Source organism: Labrys sp. E2SS-1L, assembly GCF_057073705.1.
Map to the genome: position 1 here is coordinate 2,110,084 of NZ_CP172712.1, position 20,187 is coordinate 2,130,270.

Here is a 20,187-nt window from a genome sequence, read left to right on the forward strand (position 1 = left end):
TCCATGGGGCAGCTCCGAGAGCGCGATGCGCTTGAGACACCCTGATTTAGCAGCATGGAGGCCAGGATGCTTCGGCGGTAGCCGAAACATGCCTGTCGTCAGGGCGAGGCCTTCGCCGTGGGGCAGCCCGGCTGGTCGAACAGGGCAGCGAGCCCGCAGGACGAAGTCAGCATCTTGTCGCCGTTATGGCCCACGCCCTCGACCAGCCACAGGCTGTGGCGGGGCGTGCCGCCGTCGCGCTGGCGCATCGCGGAGACATAGGCCTCGCCACGAGCCAGGCGATAGGGGCCTTGGGCTTCGGCCATGCAGGTCTTGTCGAGTGCGGGGTGGTTGGGATCGGTGTCGGCGGTGCCAAGCAGGTAGATGACGCGCCGGGCGGTATAGGTCTTCTCCAGCTCATCCGGCGAGGGCGAGGCGAGATAGGACGGGCGGGCCTGCATGCCGTATTTCCAGTCGTCGAAGCCCCGGCAGGCGGCGGCAACATCAGGCGCCGGCCGCTTGGGAGAGAAATAGGCATAGGAGGAGGGGTTGGCGACGACATAGCGTACGCCGATGCCAGCGGCGGCGAGCGTGCTTTCACCCTTGCCGGCAATCGCGTAGCGCTGCACGACCTGCCCGCCGCCGGAATGACCGGCGACCACCACCTCCCGCAAATGCGGGAACAGGCGGCGATCGGCAAGGCGGGCGAGAATGGCGTCGAGGGCGGCAAAGGAACTCACAGGCTTGGGGGCGAGGGCGTCCTCGCCCCCAAGCCAGCTCGTCAGGGTCCAGCGCAGCACTTCAGGCGGCAGGCCGAAGGCCTCGATGTCCACCTTGGCGAGGAATTGCGGCGCGACCATCAAGGTGGTTTGCCCGGCGGCGCCCGCAGCGGCCTGAGCCTTGAGAGCCGAGCGGAAATAGACGTCGGCGTCCCGCAGCCGGCCATGCAGCACCAGGACGGTGCGATCGACCTGCGGCAACGGCTTAGACCAGTCGGCCGAAACGTAGAGCGGCAGTTCGCCGCCACCGGGCACGGCGATACGCCCGTCGGCGATGACTTTCACCGGCTTTTCGTTGGGCGCCCGCTCGTCCTGGGCAAGGGCCGGGTTCGGCAACGTGAGGAATAGGGCCAAGAGGAGGCCACCGGGTTTCAGAATCGGCATCTCCGTTGATCTCCTGGGACCGCAGGCGTCTCGCCTGCTCTTGGAAGCTCTGAGCGTGTCGGAAAGGAAGAGCAGGCGAGACGCCTGCGGTCCCAGGGGTCACAATCCTCTTGGTTTCGGTCCTCCAGTCGCCCAATCCAGGAGTTCCACGGTATGCACGATCGGCGTCGTGGTCCCCTGCGCCAGTTGGGTCATGCAGCCGATGTTGCCGGCGGCAATGATCTGCGGCCTGGTGGCGGCGATGTTGCCGAGCTTGCGCTCGCGCAGGCGCTCGGAAATCTCGGGCTGCAGCATGTTGTAGGTGCCGGCCGAGCCGCAGCACAAATGGGCTTCCGCCGCCTCCTTCACCACGAAGCCGGCCTGCTTGAGCAATGTCTTGGGCGCTGTCTTGATCTGCTGGCCGTGCTGCAGCGAACAGGCCGCGTGATAGGTTACGTTCTGCCCGGTCTCGACCGTCACCGGCAGGGCCGGCAGGGTCTCCAGATATTCGCTGATGTCCTTGGCGATGGCCGAGACGGCGGCGGCCTTCTGCGCATAGGCGGGATCGCCGCGCAGCATGAAGCCGTAATCCTTGATGGTGGTGCCGCAGCCCGACGTGGTGATCAGGATGGCGTCGAGACCTTTGGCCATCTCGGCGGTCCAGGCGTCGATATTCGCCTTGGCATAGGCGAGGGCGTCCTTCTCCTTGCCCATGTGGTGGACGAGAGCACCGCAGCAGCCTTCGCCCTTGGGCAGCACCACCTCGATGCCATGGCGATTGAGCAGGCGGATCGCGGCCTCGTTGATGCCTGGGGCGAGTTCGGCCTGGGCGCAGCCGGTGAGGAGCGCGACGCGGCCTTTCCTGGCCGTCTTCGGCGCGAAACTGCCGGGCCGCGTGGCGGAGGAGGCGGAGGGCAGCGAGGTCGGGGCCAGGGCCAGCATGGCAGCGAGACGCTTGCCCTGCGGCAGCCTGGCTGCGAGGCCCGCGAAGGGACGGCCGAGCCGCGCCAGCGCCATGCTGCAGCGAAAGGCCCGGCGGTTGGGCAGGACCTTGGCCATCAGCGTGCGCAGCAGGGCTTCGCTGGCCGGGCGGCGATAGGTCTTGTCGATATGGGCTCGCGCATGGTCGACCAGATGCATGTAGTTGACGCCCGAGGGGCAGGTCGTCATGCAGGACAGGCAGGACAGGCAGCGGTCGACATGCTTGACCACCTCGGCAGTGGCCGGCTTGCCGCCTTCCAGCATGTCCTTGATCAGGTAGATGCGCCCGCGCGGGGAATCGAGCTCGTCGCCGAGCAGCACATAGGTCGGGCAGGTTGCCGTGCAGAAGCCGCAATGCACGCAGGTGCGCAGGATCTGCTCCGATTCCTTCATATGCGGATCGGCGAGCTGGGCCGGGGAGAAATTCGTCTGCATGCGTTGATCCGGTCCAGTTATGCCGTCATTGCGAGCGCAGCGAAGCAATCCACGGGCCTGCAAGCACCATATCCGGGGCTGCTGGATTGCTTCGCTGCGCTTGCAATGACGCGATACAGATTGTGTTTTTGCTGCTCATCCCAGCCGCCCGGTATTGAGGATGTTGGCAGGGTCGAAGGCCTGCTTCACCCTGGCGCTCAGGGCGGCGAGCGGCCCCTCCTGGGCGCCGAAATGGAAGGAACCGGCCCGGAAATCGGCGCTGGCCTTGATCAGCATGGCATGGCCACCCTCGGTCTTGGTGGCCGAGACGATCGCCTTGGCGAATTCCGCCGTTTCGGGCGCCAGCAACCAGATCAGGCCGCCGCCCCAATCGTAGAACAGCTTGATCTCGCCGAGCCAGCGCAGCGAGGCGCCCAGCGCGGCAGCCTTGGAGGGAGCCACCGAGAGACGCCAGATCATGCCGTCCTGCTGGGCCAGCGGCGCGACGTCGGCGATGTCGAACCAGAAGCTGCGGCAATCCTGCTGCTCGAGCACGGCATGGTCGCCGAAGCGCTTGAGCAGGCTGCCGAGCCGTTCCTGCCGATAGGCGATCGAGCTTTCGAAATTTTCGAGACGCAGCACCGTAAGAGCCGTACCGGAGGCGAGATCGGCCGGCACATGCGCGGCCGCCGAAACCTCGAAGGGGCTGCCGAGGCCCGAGGACATCAGGGCGATGGCCTGGCCATCGTCGAGGCCCTGCCAGACCAGGCTGGTGCTGGCCTCGGGCTTGGGCAGCACCTTGAAGATCGCTTCGGTGAGGATGCCGAGCGTGCCCCAGGAGCCCGCCATCAACTTGGTCAGGTCGTATCCGGTGACGTTCTTCATCACCCGTCCGCCATTCTTGATGGTCTCGCCCTTGCCGTTGACGAAGCGCACGCCGATCAGGCTGTCGCGGCAGGCCCCGGTAACGATCCGGCGCGGCCCGGAGAGATTGGCGGCGACTAGGCCTCCGACCGTGGGCTCATTCGGGGCGGTATCGAGGAGCCGTCGCCAGTCGCCCGGCTCGAAGGGCAGCATCTGGCCGCGGGCGTCGAGGGTCGCTGTAAGCTCCGCCAGCGAGGTGCCGGCCCGGGCGCCGATCACCATCTCGGCCGGTTCATAGAGCGTGATGCCGGTAAGGCCCCGCGTTTCCAGGATGGCGGAGGCATCCACGGGCCTGCCGATGCCGGCCTTCGAGCCGCCGCCGGTCACGGCGAGCGGGATCTTGTTCCGAAAGGCTTCGGTAACGATGCCGGCCATTTCCGCTTCGCTGGTAGGGGAGAACACCGTCATGCCGCCCAGCCTCCAGGCCGCATGTCGAGCGGGAAGACCTTGGCTGGGTTGAGCAGCCATTTCGGATCGAAGGCGAGCTTGAGGTCGCGCTGCTGGTCGAGATCGATCTGGTCGAACTGCTCGCGCATCAGGTCGCGCTTCTCGATGCCGACGCCGTGCTCGCCGGTCAGGCAGCCGCCGGCCTCCACGCAGAGTCGGAGGATGTCGAAGCCGCAGGCCTCGGCCTTCTCGCGCTGGTCGGCATCGTTGACGTTGTAGAGCACCAGGGGGTGCAGATTGCCGTCGCCGGCATGGAAGACGTTGGCGACGCGCAGGCCGTGGCTTTCGGTGATCTCGTCGATGCGCTTGAGCACCATCGGCAACTGGCCGGTCGGAATGGTGCCGTCCATGCAGATATAGTCAGCGATGCGGCCGGTGGCGCCGAAAGCCGATTTGCGGCCCTTCCAGATCGCCGCGCTCTCGGCCTCCGATTTGGAGATCTTGATGGTGGTGGCGCCGTGCTGGCGCGCCATGGTGGAGATCAGGCCGAGCAGGCGGTCGATCTCGGCGTCCGAGCCTTCGACCTCGATGATCAGCATGGCGCCGGCGTCGAGCGGATAGCCGGCATGGGCGAAGCCCTCCGTGATTTCGATGGCGAGCTTGTCCATATATTCGATGGCGACGGGAATGATGCCGGAGGCGATGATGGCGGCCACGCAGCGCCCGGCCTCCTCGGGGGTGGCGAAGCCCACCAGCATCGGGCGGGCGCCCTCGGCCATCGGCAGGATGCGCACCACCGCCTCGGTGACGATGCCGAACTGACCTTCCGAGCCGATGACGATGCCGAGCAGGTCATAGCCGTCGGCATCCACGGCGTCGCCGCCGATGTCGAGGATCTCCCCCGCCATGGTCACCAGCCTGACGCCGAGGATGTTGTTGGTGGTGACGCCGTATTTCAGGCAATGCGCGCCGCCCGAATTCATGGCGATGTTGCCGGCAATCGTGCAGGCGAGCTGGCTGGAGGGATCGGGCGCATAGAAGAAGCTCTCATGCGCCACGGCGCCGGAGATGCCGAGATTGGTGATGCCCGCCTGCACGCGTGCCAGCCGGTCCTCGAAACGCAGTTCCAGCACCTTGCTCATCTTGGAGAGGCCGACGACCACGGCGTCTGCCTGGGGCAAGGCGCCGCCGGCGAGCGAGGTACCGGCACCGCGCGGGATGACGGGAACGCCCTCCTGGTTGAGGAATTTCAAGATCGCCGCCACTTCCTCGGTGGTCTCGGGCAGCACCACGGCAAGCGGCACTGCGCGATAGGCGGTGAACGCATCGGTCTCATAGGCGCGGCGCTCGTCCTCGCTGACGATCAGGTTCGCCGGAGGCACCAGCCCGGCCAGCCCGTCGACGATCGCTTGCCGCCGCGCCATGATGGCGGGATCGGGCGGCGGCATCGGAATGCCGGTGGTCGATGGGGTGCCTTCAGGCATGGTCGGTTTCCTCCTGCAGCGCCGAATCCGGCACCGCGCCGATGCATTCAGCCTCACCAGAGCAAAGCGCGTTCAAGCGTGAACGCTTATTTGCTCTAACTCCTTGTTCCAACGCGTCTTTGCGATTCGAAGTGCCTCCTTCAAATCACAAAACGCTATAGGGGCCATTTTTACGGCCTCAAGGTAGTAATCATGCATGTCTTATTGAATTATTGCCGCCATTATCGCGCGAGCCGCATGAAATTTCGATAGACAAGGGCGGCGTTGGCCTCGAAGCCTTCGGCATGAGCCGCGATGTCGGCCTGCAGGCGCTCCATGGCGCCTTCGCCATTGGTGCGCTCCAGGGCGGTCCTGTATTCGGGCACGCAGCCCCATTGCTGCACGGCGGCATTCTCGGCCTCGACGTGATATTGCATGCCCCAGGCCCGCGGCGCGGCACGAATAGCCTGGACGGGGCAGAGCGGCGAAGAGGCCAGCACCGCGGCGCCCTCGGGCGCCTGGGCGACGCGCACCGAATGCCATTGCAGGGCCCGAAAGCGCGGGGCGAGCCCTTCGAACAGCGGATCAGTCTGGCCGGCTTGCGTCACATCGACATCGAAGACGCCGACTTCCGGTGGGATCTGAGGCCCGCAGGTGCCACCGAGCGCATCGGCCAGGAGCTGATGGCCGAGGCAGATGCCGAGATAGGGCTTGTCGAGCTGGCGCACCCAATGGCGGATGATGCGCTTTTCCTCCACCAGCCAGGGAAACTGGTCGACGTCCCACACATCCATGGCGCCGCCCATGACCCAGAGCGCGTCATAGGGGTCGAGTGCGGGGATGGTACCGCCCTCGTCGAGTTCGACCGCGTCCCATTCGACACCGTCGCGGGCGAAGAAGGAACGGAAAATACCGGGATGCTCGGAAGCGAGATGCTGGAGGACGAGAATACGCATGGCGGGATGAAAGCCGTCGAAAATCGAATGGTCAGACCATCCGACAGGCAATCATCGCTTCGTGCAAGCCCTATTGTCGCCCGCAAACCCTCATCCGGCTGGCAGGGGACCCGAAACGGGCGCGGTGCGTCGCCGCAGGCCAAGCCAGACGGCACCGCCGATCAGAAAGGCAAGGCCGCCGAAGGTCGCCAGGCTTGGCGGATGTCCCGGCACCTCGCTCCAGCGCGGCGAGACCACGTCGGCGGTGTTGAACGCCTCGCCGCTGAAGCGGCAAAGCACCAGCGAGGCATTGTTCCTGACCATGTCGAGCCCGACCTTGTCGACCAGGGCACGCACCTCCGCGCGATCTCCGCGGGTCTGCCGGAGCTCGAGCAGCAGGGCCTGCGTGCCGGCGAGATAGGCATGGCTGCATTCGTTGAAAGGGCTTTCCTCATCCTTCAGGCTGCCCGGTACCAAGCCGCGGAAGCAGAAGAAATACTGCCAGTCCACGAAGGCGCGCAGCCGGCGCGCGGTCTCATCGAGTCCGGTCTGGCGGTCGGCCAGGGCAAGGATGTCGGGCATGTTGGCGGCGATCACCGCCATCTGGCCATGGGTGAGGTTGGGGATGGGAATGCCGGCTCCCGTACCGTCGCCGTCCGAGGCCTGGCGATGGGCGAAGGCGGAGGTCGCCAGCAGGGCCAGCAGCAGAGCGCCGATGAAGCGGCCGGTGAGGCTGAGCACTCCGCTGATTGTATTCCTGCCCGGCATCTGGCCCTGCCTTCGATCGCCTCTGCCCCGAGGGCACCTTTCCGGCAAGGCAAACCGTGATACGGCGTGCCTGTCAAGTCGGTTCGATCATACCGAACAGGCTGACGAGGACGAGCACGCCGGCTCCGAGCAGCAATTCCGTGACGGTGAGACGGCCCAGCAGCCGCAGCGACCTCGTCCGTGCCAGGCGGATGCGGGGGACGAGGAAGTAGCGGTTGGTCAGGGCGATGGCGATCATGACGCCGACGAGGCCGATCTTGGTGGCAAGCAAGGCCTGGTAAGGCGAAGACCAATCCGCCGGCGGGTGCCCGAGCACGAAGGCCGTGTTGGCGATGCCGGTGACGACCACGAGCGAGACGGCGACATGGCCGGCGGTTGAAAAACGGCGAAGTGCCCGGGCGGCGGGGGGGGAAGGCGAGGCCTCCCCGAGCATCGCCAGACACGGGAGGAGAGGGATGAGGGCGCCGAGCCAGGCGCCCGCCGCGAGCAGATGCAGCATGTGGTTGCCCCTCTGCAGCAGGCCAGGCCAGCCGCTCAGCATGGCGGCGTGACCGGTCAGGGCGAGGCTGGCGAGAAGCAGGCCCGAGCAGAAAGCGAGTGCGGGCAACCGGCGCGGTCCGAGCAGAAACACGGCAGGCAGACACGCTGCAAGGGCCAGTCGCCATTGCCAGGCGCGACCGAAGCTACTGTCGGTCAACACCGAGGTGATCAGGGCCGGGTTGAGCGTGTCGGCCCAGCCGTCGCCGATCTCGCCGCTTTTCAGCAGGAGCCAGGCCAGGGTGGTCGCGGCGGCAAGGCCTGCCGCAGCGACCAGTATCATTGTCAACCGCTCCCCAAGCCGCTCGGCCAGCTCCTTCGGCGCCAGGACGGCGAGGAAGGCGCTGGTGCCGAACAGGGCCATCGCTGCGGCATAATGCAGGAAGCGGCAGGCCTGGAGAGCGGTTTCGAGATCCATCAGGGCTTCACGTCGAAGGAATAGCTGCCCTTGACCTTGTGGCCGTCCTTGGAGAGGACGTGCCACTGCACCGTATATTTGCCCGGTGCGAGCTTGGCCGTGACCGGCACGGAGAGGCTGGCCTCGTCATTGCCGGCATGGGCGGTATCGCCGGTCGCGATAGCCTTCTGGTCGGGGCCTGTCAGGCTGACGCCCGAGAATTTGAGATCGACGCCTTCGCTGAAATGTAGCTCCAGCGTTGCAGGCGCCGCTACCGCGCTGTCGCCGGCCGGGGCCGAGGATTTCAGATGGGCATGGGCGAGGGCGGCGCCGGTCGCTCCGAGGCCGAGGGCCAAGGCGAGCGTGAGGGACGAGACCTTGCGGGTGATGGACATGATTGGACCCTTCATGGATTGCTCCGCCCGGATCGGCGGAAGGAAAGGAAATGGCGGATTGGCCGAGGCGGGGGGCCGCCTCGAATCCAGGGTGCTCGCCGTCAGGCAAAGGCGCGGCGCAGAGGCGGCACGGTGCGGATGACCAGGAGATCCAGCGCTACCATCGCGACGATCGCAAGGCCGGTGATCGGGAAGGCGAGCCCGACGGCGATAGCCACGATCCACAGGCCGCGATAGACGCGTGGATCGCTAGGATAGGGCGGCACGCCGAGCCTGCCGCTCGGGCGGCGCTTCCACCACATCATCACGCCGGAGACGCTGGCGAGGATGATGGCCAGGCAGGTCGCCAGCATCACCAGCTGGTTGGCGAGGCCCCATTGCTGGCCCTGATGCACGTTGATGCCGAATTCGATCGCCTTGGCGACGCCGCCGAAATCCGCGAATTTGAGATCGACGATCGGTTTGCCCGAATATTGGTCGATATGGATGGTGCGTTCCTTGGCGAGTTCGTCCGGAAAGATCGCCGCGGTGTAGACGCCGTTTTCTTCGGTCGGCAATGCCATCTCGAAGCCGGGCGCGATGCCGAGGCCGCGGGCGACGGCAACCGCGCGGTCGAGCCCGATCGCATGGGTGTAGGGCTGGGCCGACTGGGGCACCGGCGAATTCTCCACCGTCCAGCCGGCCTTGCCGACGACGTCCTGCAGCGGCACGGTGGAACTCGGCGTCTCGTCCCAGAGCTGGGTGGGATAGCCCAGGCCCGCCTGCGTCGCGAAGCCATTGAGCTGCTTGCCCCAGAAACCGGCCCAAGGCAGGCCGCTCGCCGCCAGGAAGAAGATCACCAGCCCGGCGAAGGCGCCGGTGACGGCATGGAGGTCACGCCACCATACCCGGCGTGCCGGCGTGCCGCGGACAGTCACCACGCCGCCGCTCTGGCCGCGGGGCCACCACAAATAGATCCCGGTGATCACCAGGATGAGGGCGAAGCCGCCGACGGCCTCGATCAACCGGTTGGTCAAGGTGCCGAACAGCTCCAGGCTGTGGATCTTCTTGATCAGCCACATCGGCTCGCGGTCGGCGCGCACGGTGTCGAGCACCGCGCCGCTATAGGGATCGAGGTAGACGTAGTGTTTGCCGCCGTCGTCCTTGTAGGTGACCTTGGCCGAAGCGGTGGCGTCGGCGGGCTCGGCATAGGCGGTGGCAGCGGCCTCGGGGCGGCCTTCCAGGGCCTTGTCGACCAGCTCTTCCGGCGACAAAGCGGGCGTGCCGGGATTGATGACGACGGTACGGTAGGCAAAGAGCGTGTGGTTGATCTCGTCCTTGAACAGATAGAGCGAACCGGTGACGGCCAGCAGGATCATGAAGGGGACGCAGAGGAGGCCGGCATAGAAATGCCAGCGCCAGATCGCGCGCTGCAGCGACAGGCGCGTGGGCGGAGCGACCGCGAGGGCGTCCGCGCCGTGGGAGATGGTCATGGCTGTGTCCTGAGTTGCCGTCCGCCTGCTCGCAACAGGACGTTGCGGGCGGCGTCAGGCGGAAAACAAAAGGGGAGTCGTTCTCAGGTCATGCCATCGGCGGTCCGCGCGGCTGGGCGGCCGCGTGATGGAGGGATGGGAGGATGCGGGTGTCCGCCGCCCAGGGGGCGAGGGCGGCCACCACGGGCAGGCGCCGCGGCAGGTCGATGCCGGCGGGTGAGGCCGGACCGCCGAAGCCGGGGCAGAGGATGCAGCACTCGGCCTCATGACCACGATGGTCTGCGGGTGGGCCCGATCCTGCATCGGTGATGCCCATGCCGTTGCCGGCACAGACGATTTCGAGTGCGGCGAGGTTGCGGTCGAGCGTATCGGCACGCAATTGCGGCGCCATCAGCACGCCCATCAGCAGGGTGTTGACGAGCAGCGCATAGACGGCAAGGGCCGTGATGGCGGCCCTCGTGATGTCCCTGCCTATGCGCAAAACCTGCACCGTCGCTGTTTCCTGATGTGTCCTGTCAAGGCGCGCCGAGGATGGCTACCGGCGCGATGATCATCTTGTCATTGCCGGGCTGGACCCGGCAAGAAACAACATTGTCGCGATTTTGGACCCGCCGATGCGATCGGCCCGGGAAGCGGCGGGCCTCTTGCTCAATCCTTCAGTGCCGGCAGGTCCTTGTAGAGGGCCAGCGCCTCGGGATTGGCCAGGGCCTCCTGGTTCTTGACGCTGCGGCCGGCGACGATGTCGCGCACGGCAAGCTCGGTGATCTTGCCGGACTTGGTGCGGGGAATGTCGGCAACGGCGATGATCTTGGCCGGCACGTGGCGCGGCGAGGCGCCGGTGCGGATCTGGCGCTTGATGCGGTCGACGAGGGCGTCGTCCAGGGTCACGCCTTCGCGCAGGCGTACGAACAGCACGATGCGCACGTCACCTTCCCAGTCCTGGCCGATGGCGAGCGATTCCAGCACGTCCGGAATCTTCTCGACCTGGGCATAGAGTTCGGCGGTGCCGATGCGTACCCCGCCCGGATTGAGCGTGGCATCGGAGCGGCCATGGATGATCAGCCCGCCATGGCGGGTCCATTCGGCAAAATCGCCATGGTGCCAGACATTGTCGAAGCGTTCGAAATAGGCGGCCCGGTATTTGTGGCCCCCTTCATCGTTCCAGAACTTCACCGGCATGGAGGGGAAGGGGCGGGTGCACACCAGCTCGCCCTTTTCTTCGCGCACGCTCTGGCCATCGTCGTTCCAGACGTCGACTGCCATGCCGAGGCCCGCCGCCTGGATCTCGCCCGACCAGACCGGCGAGGTGGGATCGCCCAGCACGAAGCAGGAGACGATGTCGGTGCCGCCCGAGATGGAGGCGAGATGGAGATCGGCCTTCACGTCCTCATAGACCCAGCGGAAGCCTTCCGGCGACAGGGGCGAGCCGGTCGAGGTCATTAGCCGCAGCGAGGACAGGTCGTGGCTCTCGCGCGGCGTCAGCCCGGCCTTGTGGGCCGCATCGATATATTTGGCCGAGGTGCCGAGCATCACGCCCTTCTCGCGCGTGACGAAATCGAACAGCACGCCGGCTTCGGGATGGAAGGGCGAACCGTCATAGAGCAGCAGCGTCTCGCCATTGGCGAGGCCCGCGATCAGCCAGTTCCACATCATCCAGCCGCAGGTGGTGAAGTAGAAGCTGCGCTCGCCCGGCCGCAGGTCGCATTGCAGGCGGTGTTCCTTGACCAGCTGCAGGAGCGTGCCGCCGGCCCCGTGCACGATGCATTTCGGCACGCCCGTGGTGCCGGAGGAATAGAGGATGAACAGGGGCTGGTTGAAGGGCAGCGCCTCGAACGTCACCGGCTTGGCCCGGTAGGGGGCGGTGAGGATCGCCAGCGTGGTGCCTTCCGGGATCTTGGCGGCCACCGCCTCGGCCTCGCCGAGATAGGGCACGATCACCGTCTTGCAGCCGAGCTCGGCGGCGATGGCGATCACCTTGGGGCCGTTGTCGATGCGCTTGCCGGCATACCAGTAGCCGTCGATGGCGAAGAACAGCTTGGGCGCGATCTGGCCGAAGCGGTCCAGGACGCCGCGCTCGCCGAAATCGGGCGAGCAGGACGAGAAGATCGCGCCGATCGAGGCGGCGGCCAGCATGATCGCCACCGTCTCCGGCCGGTTGGGCATCATCGCGGCGACGCGATCGCCCATCTGCACGCCTTCGGCGCGCATCGCCTGCTGCAGCCGCGAGACGAGGTCGGTGAGTTCGCGCCAGCTCAAGGTGAGGCTGGCCTTGTCCTCGCCCTGGAAGATCAAGGCGGGCTCGTCGTCGCTGCGCGGCAGCAGGTTCTCGGCGAAGTTCAGCCTGGCGTCCGGAAAGAAACGGGCCTGGAGCATGTTGTCGAGATCGCTGGCTAGACGCTCGCCTTTCTCGCCCTTGATGCCGCTGTCGTCCCAGATCAGGTTCCAGAAGTCGGCTGCGCTTTCGACCGACCAGCGGTGCAGGTCGGCATAGGTCTTGAGGGTGAGGCCGTGGCGGGCGTTCGCAGCCGCGATGAAGGCCGAGACCTGCGTTCCCGCGATACGCGCGGGGGAGGGTACCCACAACGGCTTGTCGTCGGCCGGCTCGGCAGCGGCTTCGGTGGCATCCGCCAGCGCCTCGTCGGACACGGGCGTGACTGTCTTGCGGTCCTTGGCGGTCTTGCCGGTGGTTCCCTTGGCAGTGCTTCCCTTGGCAGTGGCTTCCTGGGCAGTGGTTTCCTTGGCCATGTCCTCGGCTGTTTCCCTTTGCTTCGGCGCTTCCCTTTGCAGAGTTTCCGGCATTGCCGCGTCGCTCTTCGCAACTGCAGTATGACGATTTCGCGCTCTAAGGAAGAGGGTAATGCACCAACCCGTCTCAGCCGGGATCCGGGCTTCGGTTCGAAAGCGGTCGGTCATCCGGACGATCGCGGTCCTTGGAAAGGCTGAAGCCTTTGCCGTAGCCCTGCTATAAGACCGTCGCGTGCGTGAGGGAGCGGGGGTGATGGAGATCTGGACGGAACTCGACAGCCTGGTGACGGCGGAGGGCGACCGGATCGCCTTGCGCCGGCGCGGCGGTCTCTTCGACATCCGCTTCAACGGTTGGGAATTGATGTCGAACCATGATCCCCGCTCGGAGATCGTGCTGGCGAGAACCATCTGCCGCCATCTGGATGCGCAAGCCCCGCGTATCCTGATCGGCGGCCTCGGCATGGGCTATACGCTGAGGGCGACGCTCGACGCCACTGGCCCGCAGGCGCGCATCCTGGTCAGCGAACTCCTGCCCGAGATCGTCGCCTGGAACCGGGGTGTGCTCGCTCCGCTCGCCGGTCATCCGCTGGCCGACCCCCGCGTTGAGGTCCGCACCGGCAGCGTCGCCGAGATCATCGCCGCCGAGCCCGGCGGCTTCGACGCCATCCTGCTCGATACCGACAATGGCCCCGATTATGTCGTGCACGCGCCGAACCACTGGCTCTATTCGGGCGAGGGAATTGCCCGCATTATCAGCGCCCTCGCACCGGGAGGTGTCGCCGGCCTGTGGTCGGCCACCCAGTCGAAAGCCTTCGAGGCCAATCTGGCTGCTTCGGCGCTGCCCTGGAGGCGCGAACGAGTGTCGCTCGGGGAGCCGGGACAGGAGCCGTTTCATATGGTCTATCTGATCGGGGTGCCGGCAGGATAGAACCGAGCGGTTTCACGGAAGGTGGGCGCGCCGGCCTCTTCCGGCTTTCTTAACCATGATGGTCCATGATAGGGGACTGGAGGCACGCGATTGTATCGTACCCGTCATGGCCAGCGACCGCCGCTTTTCCCGCATGGCGGCTTTGCCACAACCAAGCCTCGCTTTTACCATGATGGACTGCCATTTATAATGGATCGAGTTTGTGATTCAGCTCCGTCGCCTGGGCGCATGGCAGAGGTCACCAACCACCTTTTGATCGAGCGAGGCGCGGAAACGGCATGAAGCGTATTGGGCTATCCCTGGCCGCTATCGCTGCTGCGCTCATTGCACTGGTGCTCACCGTGCCATGGCTGACGCCGGAAAGCGTGCTACGCGATACCTTTACCCGCGAGATCGTTGCCCTGACCGGCCGGACGCCCGTCATCGAGGGGCAGGTGCATCTGGCCTGGGCACCGTTGCCGACGCTGATGATCGAGAAGGTCACCATTCCCGCCGCCGAAGGCCTGCCGCCGCTGCTGGTGGCCGACAAGATGCAGGGGACGCTGCGCCTGGCGTCTCTGGTGATCGGGCGCATCGAGATATCGGGCCTGATGCTCAAGCGCGCCAGCATCGGCCTCACCGCGGGCAAGAACGGTATACGCTCGTGGGACTTCAAGGAGGGCGTGCTGGCCGAGGCCGCCGCCGGGCGCTTCGACAAGCCGATGCCGGTCAAGACCATCCGCCTTGTCGATGGCACTATCCGCTATGACGACAGCGCGCTCGGCCGGGCCACCTCCGTTTCGGTCGACGACGTCACGTTCGCCTGGGCTGGTCGGAGCGACGCAATGTCGGCGGCCGGCGTGATCAATTGGCGCAACCGCGAGGCCGAGATTGCCGTCGCACTCGCCGATCCCGCCAGCCTGATCGCAGGCGGCAAGTCGGATATGCGGGCGCGTATCAAGGGGGATACGCTCAACCTTGCTACCAGCGGTACGCTGGATGGGGCGGGGCGGCTGGACGGCAAGGTCTCGGCCAGCGGCACTTCGCTGCGCGATACGCTGCGCTGGTTCGGATTCGGCCTGCCGGCCGGGCGCAGTCTCGCCGCCTATGACCTGCAGTCGCCCCTGACGCTCGATCACAGCGCCATTTCCCTCAACGAGGTGCAGCTCTCGCTCGACGGCAACGAGGCCGAAGGCTCGCTCACCGTCGAATTCGGCAAGGAGCGTCCCAAGGTCAGCGGCACGCTTGCCGCCGATACGCTCGACCTCAGCGCCTATTCCGATGAACTCCAGCTCGCCGATGGCCGGCCGCGCAAATGGCGTGCTGATCATATCAGCATCAACAGCCTGCTGGTCAGCGACCTCGATCTGCGTATTTCGGCCGGCGAGACCACCATCGACAAGGTCCGTCTCGGCCGCGCCGCGGCAACGGTGTCAACCCGCAACGGCCAGCTCGAGCTCGCCCTCGGCGAGGCTGTCGCCTATGGCGGCACGCTCAAGGGCAATATCGCGCTCAAGCCTTCCGACAAGATGACCGAACTCGCCGCCGCGGCCAGCTTCGAAGGCGTCGATATGGGCAGCGCGCTCGGCGATCTCTTCGGTTTCCGGCGCCTGGAAGGAACCGGCACGGGCACGATGGCCGTGAACGGTACCGGCGCCTCCATCGCCGAGCTGTCGCGCTCGCTGCAGGGAAGGGCCGACATCAGCGTCGCCGGTGGTTCCCTGGTCGGTATCGACCTCGCCAGCCTGATGCAGAAGATCGAGCGGCGGCCACTCTCGGCCCGTTTCGAATCCTCCTATGGCGGCCGCACCACCTTCGACCTCGCCAAGGCCAGCTTCAAGATCGCCGACGGCATGGCCAAGACCGCCGATTGCCGCATGGAGAACGGCTCTCTTTCGGTGTCGCTGACGGGGGATGCCAATATCGCCCTGCGCAGCCTCGACATGGCTGGCGTGGCCAATTGGAGCGACGCCGATGCCGCCAATCCCTTCCGCCTGCCTTTCCGCGTCTATGGGGGCTGGGAGGTGCCGGTGGTCGAGCCCGATACCGAGGCGTTGATCCGCCGTTCGGGTGCCGCCGCTCCGCTGCTGCGCAGCTTTATCCGGCCGGGCCGTGACGTCACGCAGGAAACTGGCAAGACGCCGCCGGCCTCGGCGGCGCAGTAGGAACCGCTTCAGCGCCCGCCTTCGCCGGCCTGTGAGCGTTCCAGTACGGCGAAGAAGATCACCGTGAGGACGAGCACGATCACCAGGAGCACGAAGGCCGCTGCCGCTCCCTCGTTGAGCGACAGGCCGAGAAAGGCCCGGCGATAGGCGAAGAAACTAAGCACCTCCGTGGCGTTGCCCGGCCCCCCCTTGGTGAGCACATAGGGCAGGTCATAGGTGCGGAATTCGTTGATGAGCTGGATGATGACGGTGATGGCCGCCACCGGCCGCAGCATCGGCAGGGTGATGTAGAAGAACTGCTGCCAGGCCCTGGCACCGTCGACCTCGGCGGCCTCGTAGGGGTCGCGCGGCAGGGCGGCAAGGCCCGCAGCCAGGATCAGCACCACGAAGGACATCTGCTGCCAGATGTCGATGGCCGCCATCGTCCACAGTGCCATGCCCGGCGTGCCCAGCCAATCGAGCCGGGGCAGGCCGAAGCTCTCCATCAGATGGTTGGCGATGCCGAGATTGGGCTGCAGCAACATGCGCCAGATCAGGGCGACCGAGATCGGCGACATCGCCATCGGAATGGTGAGGATGGCGAAATAGACCGGCTTCATGTGCACGGTGCGGTTGAGCATCAGGGCGATGCCGAGCCCGATGACGAACTCGCCGATCACCGTGATGGCCGAATAGCGTACGGTAAGCCAGAGGGCATTCCAGAACAGCGGATCGGCCAGCATCGACGCGAAGTTCTTGAAGCCGACCAGCGGCATCAGGCTGGGCTTGATCAGCGTCATCGATGAGATCGACAGGATGCAGGCATAGACCAGCGGAAAACCCATCACGATGGCGAGCAGCAGGAGGCCGGGCAGGGCGAAAGCCCATCCGATCCGCCATTCCCGGCTGCGTCCAGCCAATCCCATCACGCTCATCTGTCGCACCGTTCTGTCAATTGGGCAGAACCGACGCGGCTCGAAGGCCGCGCCGGGGCAAGGTCACTTGTCGAGCAGTTGTTGCAAGCCATCGGAGGCTGCCTTCAGCGCCGCCTCGGAGGTCGCCTGGCCGCCGGCCGCAAGCGAGAGCTGCGTGCCGAGCACATCCTCGTACTGGGCCGAATAGGTGAAGATCGGGAAGGACTTGCCGCTCGCCACCACGGACTCGGCCGTCTGGTAGAAGGGGTATTTCTTCAGCACCTCGGCATCCTTGTAGACGTCGGAGCGCACAGGGGCGTGGCCCTGCAGGGCCCGCTTCACCGAGACCTCCTTGCTCTGCACCCACTGGATGAAGGTCCAGGCCGCTTCCTGCTCTTCCGGCGTGGTGTTCTTGGGAATGCCCCAGCCCCAGCCCCCGCTCTCGCCATGGCCGCCAGGCATCACCGCAAGGCCGACCTTGCCGGCAACCGTCGGGCATTTGGCGGCATCGTCCATCTGCGGCAGCATCCACCAATAGGTCACCATCGAGAAGGCCGCGCCCGAGCACATCAGCCGCATGGTGTCGTCGAGCGTGGCCGAGGTCGCGCCTTGCTGCGCGCCGTTCTGGATGTTGTCGACATAGAGGTCGAGCGCCTTCTTGGCTTCCGGCGTGTTCAGGCTGGCCTTTCCGGCGGCATCGCGATAGGCCCCGCCCGCCGAGAACAGGTAGTTGGAAAATTCCATGCTGTTGGGATCGCCGCGCTGGCCCTGCATCGCCGCGCCGGCGACCTTGGCGTTGGCCTTCATGAATTTGGAGATCGCGACGTAGTCTTCCAGCGAGGTCGGCAAGGCGAGCTCCTTGCCGGTGGCGCTCTTATAGGCCGCCTTCAGCTTCTCGTCGGCGAGAAGATCCTTTCGATAGAGCAGGCCCATCGAATAATTGTACATGGGTACCAGGTTGAGCTTGTCCTGGCTGCCGCCGAGCAACTCGATGGTGGAGGGGATGAAGGCTCCGAGGTCGTATTTGCTCTTCTCGACCAGGGGCTTGAGGTCCACCAGCCAGTTCGCAGCCGGGAATTCGCCGGCCCAGAGGAAGTCGACTTCGAGCAGGTTGTAGTAGCTTTGCGGCCCGGTGAGCTGGGCCACCAGCTTGTCGTGCATATCGGGATAGCCGATCTTCTCGAACTCGACCTTGATGCCGGTCTTCTGCTCGAATTCCGGCAGCAGCGCCTCGATGATCTTGGTCTCCGGCACGTCTTCCATCAAGGCGCGCAGGGTGACGGTCTCGGCGGCGGCCGACGACAGCGATGCCCCCAGCAGCATCGCCGCGCCGGCGGCCGCCAGCAGGGTCGTCTTCAGGCGGTTCTCGTTCCAGATCATGGCTCTATCCCTCTCTCTGTAATGTGCGGCCATCCTTATTTGAGATTTGGCCGCCGCTCTCCGTGTTGCCGGTCTATTTGACGCTACCGAAAGTCAGGCCCTGGACGATGAAGCGCTGGATGAAGCGCGAGGCGATCACCAGAGGCAGGATGGCGAGGATGACGCCGGCCGAGACCTTGGCGATCTGCACGCCGTTGGAGGTCTGCAGCGCGGCGAGCGCCACCGGTATCGTCGCCGTGGTCGGGCCGCTCAGCACCAGGGCGAACAGGAATTCGTTCCAGGCCAGGATGAAGCCGAGCACGCCGGCGGCGGCGATGCCGGGCAGCGACACCGGCAGCACGATGCGCCAGAACGCGCCCCAGGCGGTGGCGCCGTCGGTCATGGCGGCCCATTCGAGATCAACAGGCACGCCCTCGAAGAAGCCCATCAGGATCCAGGTCAGGAAGGGCAGGTTGAGGGCGGCATAGACGATGATCAGCCCGGTCAGCGAGTTGGAGAGTTCCAGGCTGCGGAAGAGCGTGAAGGTCGGCAGCACGAGCGCCACCGGCGGCAGCATCTGGGTGGCCAGGACGATGAAGCGTGCCCAGCGCCCGCCAGTGCGGAAGCGGGCGAAGGCATAACCGGTGGTCGCCGCGAAGGGCAGGGCGACCAGCACCGAACCGAGTGCCACGACGAGGCTGTTGAGATAGGAGCCGCCGAAGCGGCTGGAGATCAGCGCCGCATAATTCTCGGTGGTGAAGGCCGGCATCAGCTCGCTGCTGTAGGAGAGCTGCTCGGGCAGGAAGCTGGTCCTGAGTACCCAAAGCGGCGGCAACAGGATGAGAGCGCAGACGAGGCAGAGGCCGAAATGCAGGCCGAAGCGCCGGCGGAAGGGAATGGTCTCACTGTCGCTGCGCATCGTCGTCATGCCCCTCCCGTCAGCGCCGGCCTGGCGATCACCTGCTCGGTTTCGGGATCGAACAGATGCATCGGCAGGGCGTCGACATAGAGCTCCACCGTCGAGCCGATCGGGGCGGTGAAGTTGCGCCCGAGCCGGGCCGCGATCTCCAGCGGCTTGTCCCCGGTCCCGCCTTCTCCGGCGATCTGGCCGATCAGGATGTTCTCGGCGCCGAGGGCTTCGATGGCGACCACGCGGATCGTGATTTTCTGCCAGTCGGGATGCTGCCGAGTTTCGTAGAAGTCCTCGGCCCGGATGCCCAGGATCACCCGGTGGCCGGCATGATCGCCATAGGCGACATGGTGGCGGGCCGGCACGGCTAACCTGGCGCCGGCATCCGTCACCGCCACAAGGACTTCCGCCGACACGCTCTCCAGCCTGGCCGGAATGAGGTTCATGGGCGGGGTCGCCAGGAAGCGGGCGACGAAGGTGTTGGCCGGATTGGCGTAGACCTCGAGCGGGCGTCCGGCCTGGACCAGCCGGCCCTCGCGCATGATGCAGATGCGGTCGCCCATCGTCATCGCCTCGACCTGGTCATGGGTGACATGCACGATGGTACGGCCGAGGCGGCGATGGAGCTTGATCAGTTCGAGCCGCATCTCGGCCCGTAGCTGGGCATCGAGGTTGGAGAGCGGTTCGTCGAGCAGGAAGGCGGCGGGCTCGCGCACGATGGCCCGTCCCAGGGCGACGCGTTGGCGCTGACCGCCCGAAAGCGCGGCCGGCTTGCGGCCGAGCAGGTTCTGCAGGCCGAGCAGCTGGGCGGCGTCGGCGATCTTGGCATCGATGGTGGAGGCGTCGACGCCGCGCATCTTCAGGCCGAAGGCCATGTTCTGGCGCACGCTCATATGCGGATAGAGGGCGTAGCTCTGGAACACCACGGCGATGTTGCGGTCGCGCGGGGCGACATGGGTCATGCTCTTGCCGCCGATACGCAAATCGCCGGAGGAAATACCTTCGAGCCCGGCGATCATGCGCAAGGTGGTCGACTTGCCGCAGCCGGATGGGCCGAGAAAAATGACGAACTCGCCGTCCGGAATCGTCAGGTCGACATCGCGTACGCCATAGGCGCCATTGGCGTAGAGCTTGGAGACGTGGTCGAGTTCGATGGACGCCATGGTGCTTCCTAGCGCGCTGCGAGAGGGGCAAGCATCGTGATGCGGAAAAGAACAGAATCAAACATGATCAATAACTGTTTCCAACGCCAATGTTCAGTTTCCCCATGGCGATCAAACCCGTCATCTCTCGGCTGGACTGCGCCAATTCTGAGAGAAAAGGCAATAACCACTGAGAAAATGACGGATATGATCGCTTTTTTCTGGTCTGGACTCGAATGCGCCTACGGAAAGGCGTGTCGATTCCGCCGATT

The 20,187-nt window shown here is 65.8% G+C and carries 17 protein-coding genes; 2 read left to right on the forward strand and 15 right to left on the reverse strand.

The window, feature by feature from the left end:
- Positions 1-98: 98 nt before the first annotated feature.
- From ACIGJE_RS09765 to ACIGJE_RS09815, 11 genes are all read right to left on the reverse strand, one after another.
- Entirely contained in the window at positions 99-1,142 is a 1,044-nt protein-coding gene (locus ACIGJE_RS09765; protein ID WP_483679932.1) for an alpha/beta hydrolase, read from the reverse strand.
- A gap of 99 nt (positions 1,143-1,241) precedes the next feature.
- Entirely contained in the window at positions 1,242-2,537 is a 1,296-nt protein-coding gene (gene glcF / locus ACIGJE_RS09770) for a glycolate oxidase subunit GlcF (RefSeq protein WP_483679934.1), read from the reverse strand.
- A gap of 135 nt (positions 2,538-2,672) precedes the next feature.
- Entirely contained in the window at positions 2,673-3,848 is a 1,176-nt protein-coding gene (gene glcE / locus ACIGJE_RS09775) for a glycolate oxidase subunit GlcE (RefSeq protein WP_367624290.1), read from the reverse strand.
- Positions 3,845-5,311: an FAD-linked oxidase C-terminal domain-containing protein gene (locus ACIGJE_RS09780; RefSeq protein ID WP_367624289.1), complete on the reverse strand. Its 1,467-nt coding sequence runs from the start codon at positions 5,309-5,311 to the stop codon at positions 3,845-3,847. Before ACIGJE_RS09780 ends, glcE begins: the two co-directional genes overlap by 4 nt.
- Before the next feature lie 221 nt (positions 5,312-5,532).
- The gene (locus ACIGJE_RS09785; RefSeq protein ID WP_367624288.1) at positions 5,533-6,246 is read right to left on the reverse strand and encodes a type 1 glutamine amidotransferase; all 714 of its coding nucleotides are present in this window, start codon (positions 6,244-6,246) and stop codon (positions 5,533-5,535) included.
- A gap of 90 nt (positions 6,247-6,336) precedes the next feature.
- Positions 6,337-6,993, reverse strand: coding sequence for a hypothetical protein (locus ACIGJE_RS09790; RefSeq protein WP_311942495.1), 657 nt, complete (start codon positions 6,991-6,993; stop codon positions 6,337-6,339).
- 73 nt (positions 6,994-7,066) lie between these two features.
- A complete protein-coding gene (gene copD, locus ACIGJE_RS09795; protein ID WP_483679937.1) occupies positions 7,067-7,948 on the reverse strand; it encodes a copper homeostasis membrane protein CopD in 882 nt (293 codons plus the stop codon).
- On the reverse strand, positions 7,948-8,337 hold the full coding sequence (gene copC / locus ACIGJE_RS09800; RefSeq protein WP_311942489.1) for a copper homeostasis periplasmic binding protein CopC: 390 nt from the start codon (positions 8,335-8,337) through the stop codon (positions 7,948-7,950). Before copC ends, copD begins: the two co-directional genes overlap by 1 nt.
- An 86-nt stretch (positions 8,338-8,423) precedes the next feature.
- Complete coding sequence (locus ACIGJE_RS09805) at positions 8,424-9,794, reverse strand: PepSY-associated TM helix domain-containing protein (RefSeq protein WP_483679939.1); 1,371 nt, start codon at positions 9,792-9,794, stop codon at positions 8,424-8,426.
- A gap of 88 nt (positions 9,795-9,882) precedes the next feature.
- A complete protein-coding gene (locus ACIGJE_RS09810) occupies positions 9,883-10,284 on the reverse strand; it encodes a DUF2946 family protein (protein ID WP_415080420.1) in 402 nt (133 codons plus the stop codon).
- Between the two features lie 158 nt (positions 10,285-10,442).
- A complete protein-coding gene (locus ACIGJE_RS09815; protein ID WP_415080421.1) occupies positions 10,443-12,539 on the reverse strand; it encodes an acetoacetate--CoA ligase in 2,097 nt (698 codons plus the stop codon).
- Positions 12,540-12,792: 253 nt separating this feature from the next.
- Between ACIGJE_RS09815 and ACIGJE_RS09820 the strand changes: the two genes are divergently transcribed.
- Positions 12,793-13,467 carry a polyamine aminopropyltransferase gene (locus tag ACIGJE_RS09820; protein WP_311942476.1) on the forward strand — a complete coding sequence of 225 codons (675 nt, stop codon included), beginning with the start codon at positions 12,793-12,795 and terminating at the stop codon, positions 13,465-13,467.
- Positions 13,468-13,745: 278 nt separating this feature from the next.
- The gene (locus tag ACIGJE_RS09825) at positions 13,746-15,611 is read left to right on the forward strand and encodes an AsmA family protein (RefSeq protein ID WP_311942475.1); all 1,866 of its coding nucleotides are present in this window, start codon (positions 13,746-13,748) and stop codon (positions 15,609-15,611) included.
- A gap of 8 nt (positions 15,612-15,619) precedes the next feature.
- Here ACIGJE_RS09825 and ACIGJE_RS09830 read toward each other — a convergent pair whose 3' ends face one another.
- The 4 genes from ACIGJE_RS09830 to ACIGJE_RS09845 form a co-directional block, all read right to left on the reverse strand.
- Positions 15,620-16,525 carry a carbohydrate ABC transporter permease gene (locus ACIGJE_RS09830; RefSeq protein WP_311942472.1) on the reverse strand — a complete coding sequence of 302 codons (906 nt, stop codon included), beginning with the start codon at positions 16,523-16,525 and terminating at the stop codon, positions 15,620-15,622.
- Positions 16,526-16,588: 63 nt separating this feature from the next.
- Complete coding sequence (locus ACIGJE_RS09835) at positions 16,589-17,884, reverse strand: extracellular solute-binding protein (RefSeq protein ID WP_415080422.1); 1,296 nt, start codon at positions 17,882-17,884, stop codon at positions 16,589-16,591.
- Between the two features lie 73 nt (positions 17,885-17,957).
- Complete coding sequence (locus tag ACIGJE_RS09840; RefSeq protein ID WP_394310538.1) at positions 17,958-18,791, reverse strand: carbohydrate ABC transporter permease; 834 nt, start codon at positions 18,789-18,791, stop codon at positions 17,958-17,960.
- Positions 18,788-19,936: an ABC transporter ATP-binding protein gene (locus ACIGJE_RS09845; protein ID WP_415080423.1), complete on the reverse strand. Its 1,149-nt coding sequence runs from the start codon at positions 19,934-19,936 to the stop codon at positions 18,788-18,790. Before ACIGJE_RS09845 ends, ACIGJE_RS09840 begins: the two co-directional genes overlap by 4 nt.
- Positions 19,937-20,187 lie beyond the last annotated feature (251 nt).

Excerpts from the sequence above, each read along its gene's own strand:
- ACIGJE_RS09765 (WP_483679932.1), bottom strand. The coding sequence starts at position 1,142 with ATGCCGATTCTGAAACCCGGTGGCCTCCTCTTGGCCCTATTCCTCACG.
- glcF (WP_483679934.1), bottom strand. The coding sequence starts at position 2,537 with ATGCAGACGAATTTCTCCCCGGCCCAGCTCGCCGATCCGCATATGAAG.
- glcE (WP_367624290.1), bottom strand. The coding sequence starts at position 3,848 with ATGACGGTGTTCTCCCCTACCAGCGAAGCGGAAATGGCCGGCATCGTT.
- ACIGJE_RS09780 (WP_367624289.1), bottom strand. The coding sequence starts at position 5,311 with ATGCCTGAAGGCACCCCATCGACCACCGGCATTCCGATGCCGCCGCCC.
- ACIGJE_RS09785 (WP_367624288.1), bottom strand. The coding sequence starts at position 6,246 with ATGCGTATTCTCGTCCTCCAGCATCTCGCTTCCGAGCATCCCGGTATT.
- ACIGJE_RS09790 (WP_311942495.1), bottom strand. The coding sequence starts at position 6,993 with ATGCCGGGCAGGAATACAATCAGCGGAGTGCTCAGCCTCACCGGCCGC.
- copD (WP_483679937.1), bottom strand. The coding sequence starts at position 7,948 with ATGGATCTCGAAACCGCTCTCCAGGCCTGCCGCTTCCTGCATTATGCC.
- copC (WP_311942489.1), bottom strand. The coding sequence starts at position 8,337 with ATGAAGGGTCCAATCATGTCCATCACCCGCAAGGTCTCGTCCCTCACG.
- ACIGJE_RS09805 (WP_483679939.1), bottom strand. The coding sequence starts at position 9,794 with ATGACCATCTCCCACGGCGCGGACGCCCTCGCGGTCGCTCCGCCCACG.
- ACIGJE_RS09815 (WP_415080421.1), bottom strand. The coding sequence starts at position 12,539 with ATGGCCAAGGAAACCACTGCCCAGGAAGCCACTGCCAAGGGAAGCACT.
- ACIGJE_RS09820 (WP_311942476.1), top strand. The coding sequence starts at position 12,793 with ATGGAGATCTGGACGGAACTCGACAGCCTGGTGACGGCGGAGGGCGAC.
- ACIGJE_RS09825 (WP_311942475.1), top strand. The coding sequence starts at position 13,746 with ATGAAGCGTATTGGGCTATCCCTGGCCGCTATCGCTGCTGCGCTCATT.
- ACIGJE_RS09830 (WP_311942472.1), bottom strand. The coding sequence starts at position 16,525 with ATGAGCGTGATGGGATTGGCTGGACGCAGCCGGGAATGGCGGATCGGA.
- ACIGJE_RS09835 (WP_415080422.1), bottom strand. The coding sequence starts at position 17,884 with ATGATCTGGAACGAGAACCGCCTGAAGACGACCCTGCTGGCGGCCGCC.
- ACIGJE_RS09840 (WP_394310538.1), bottom strand. The coding sequence starts at position 18,791 with ATGACGACGATGCGCAGCGACAGTGAGACCATTCCCTTCCGCCGGCGC.
- ACIGJE_RS09845 (WP_415080423.1), bottom strand. The coding sequence starts at position 19,936 with ATGGCGTCCATCGAACTCGACCACGTCTCCAAGCTCTACGCCAATGGC.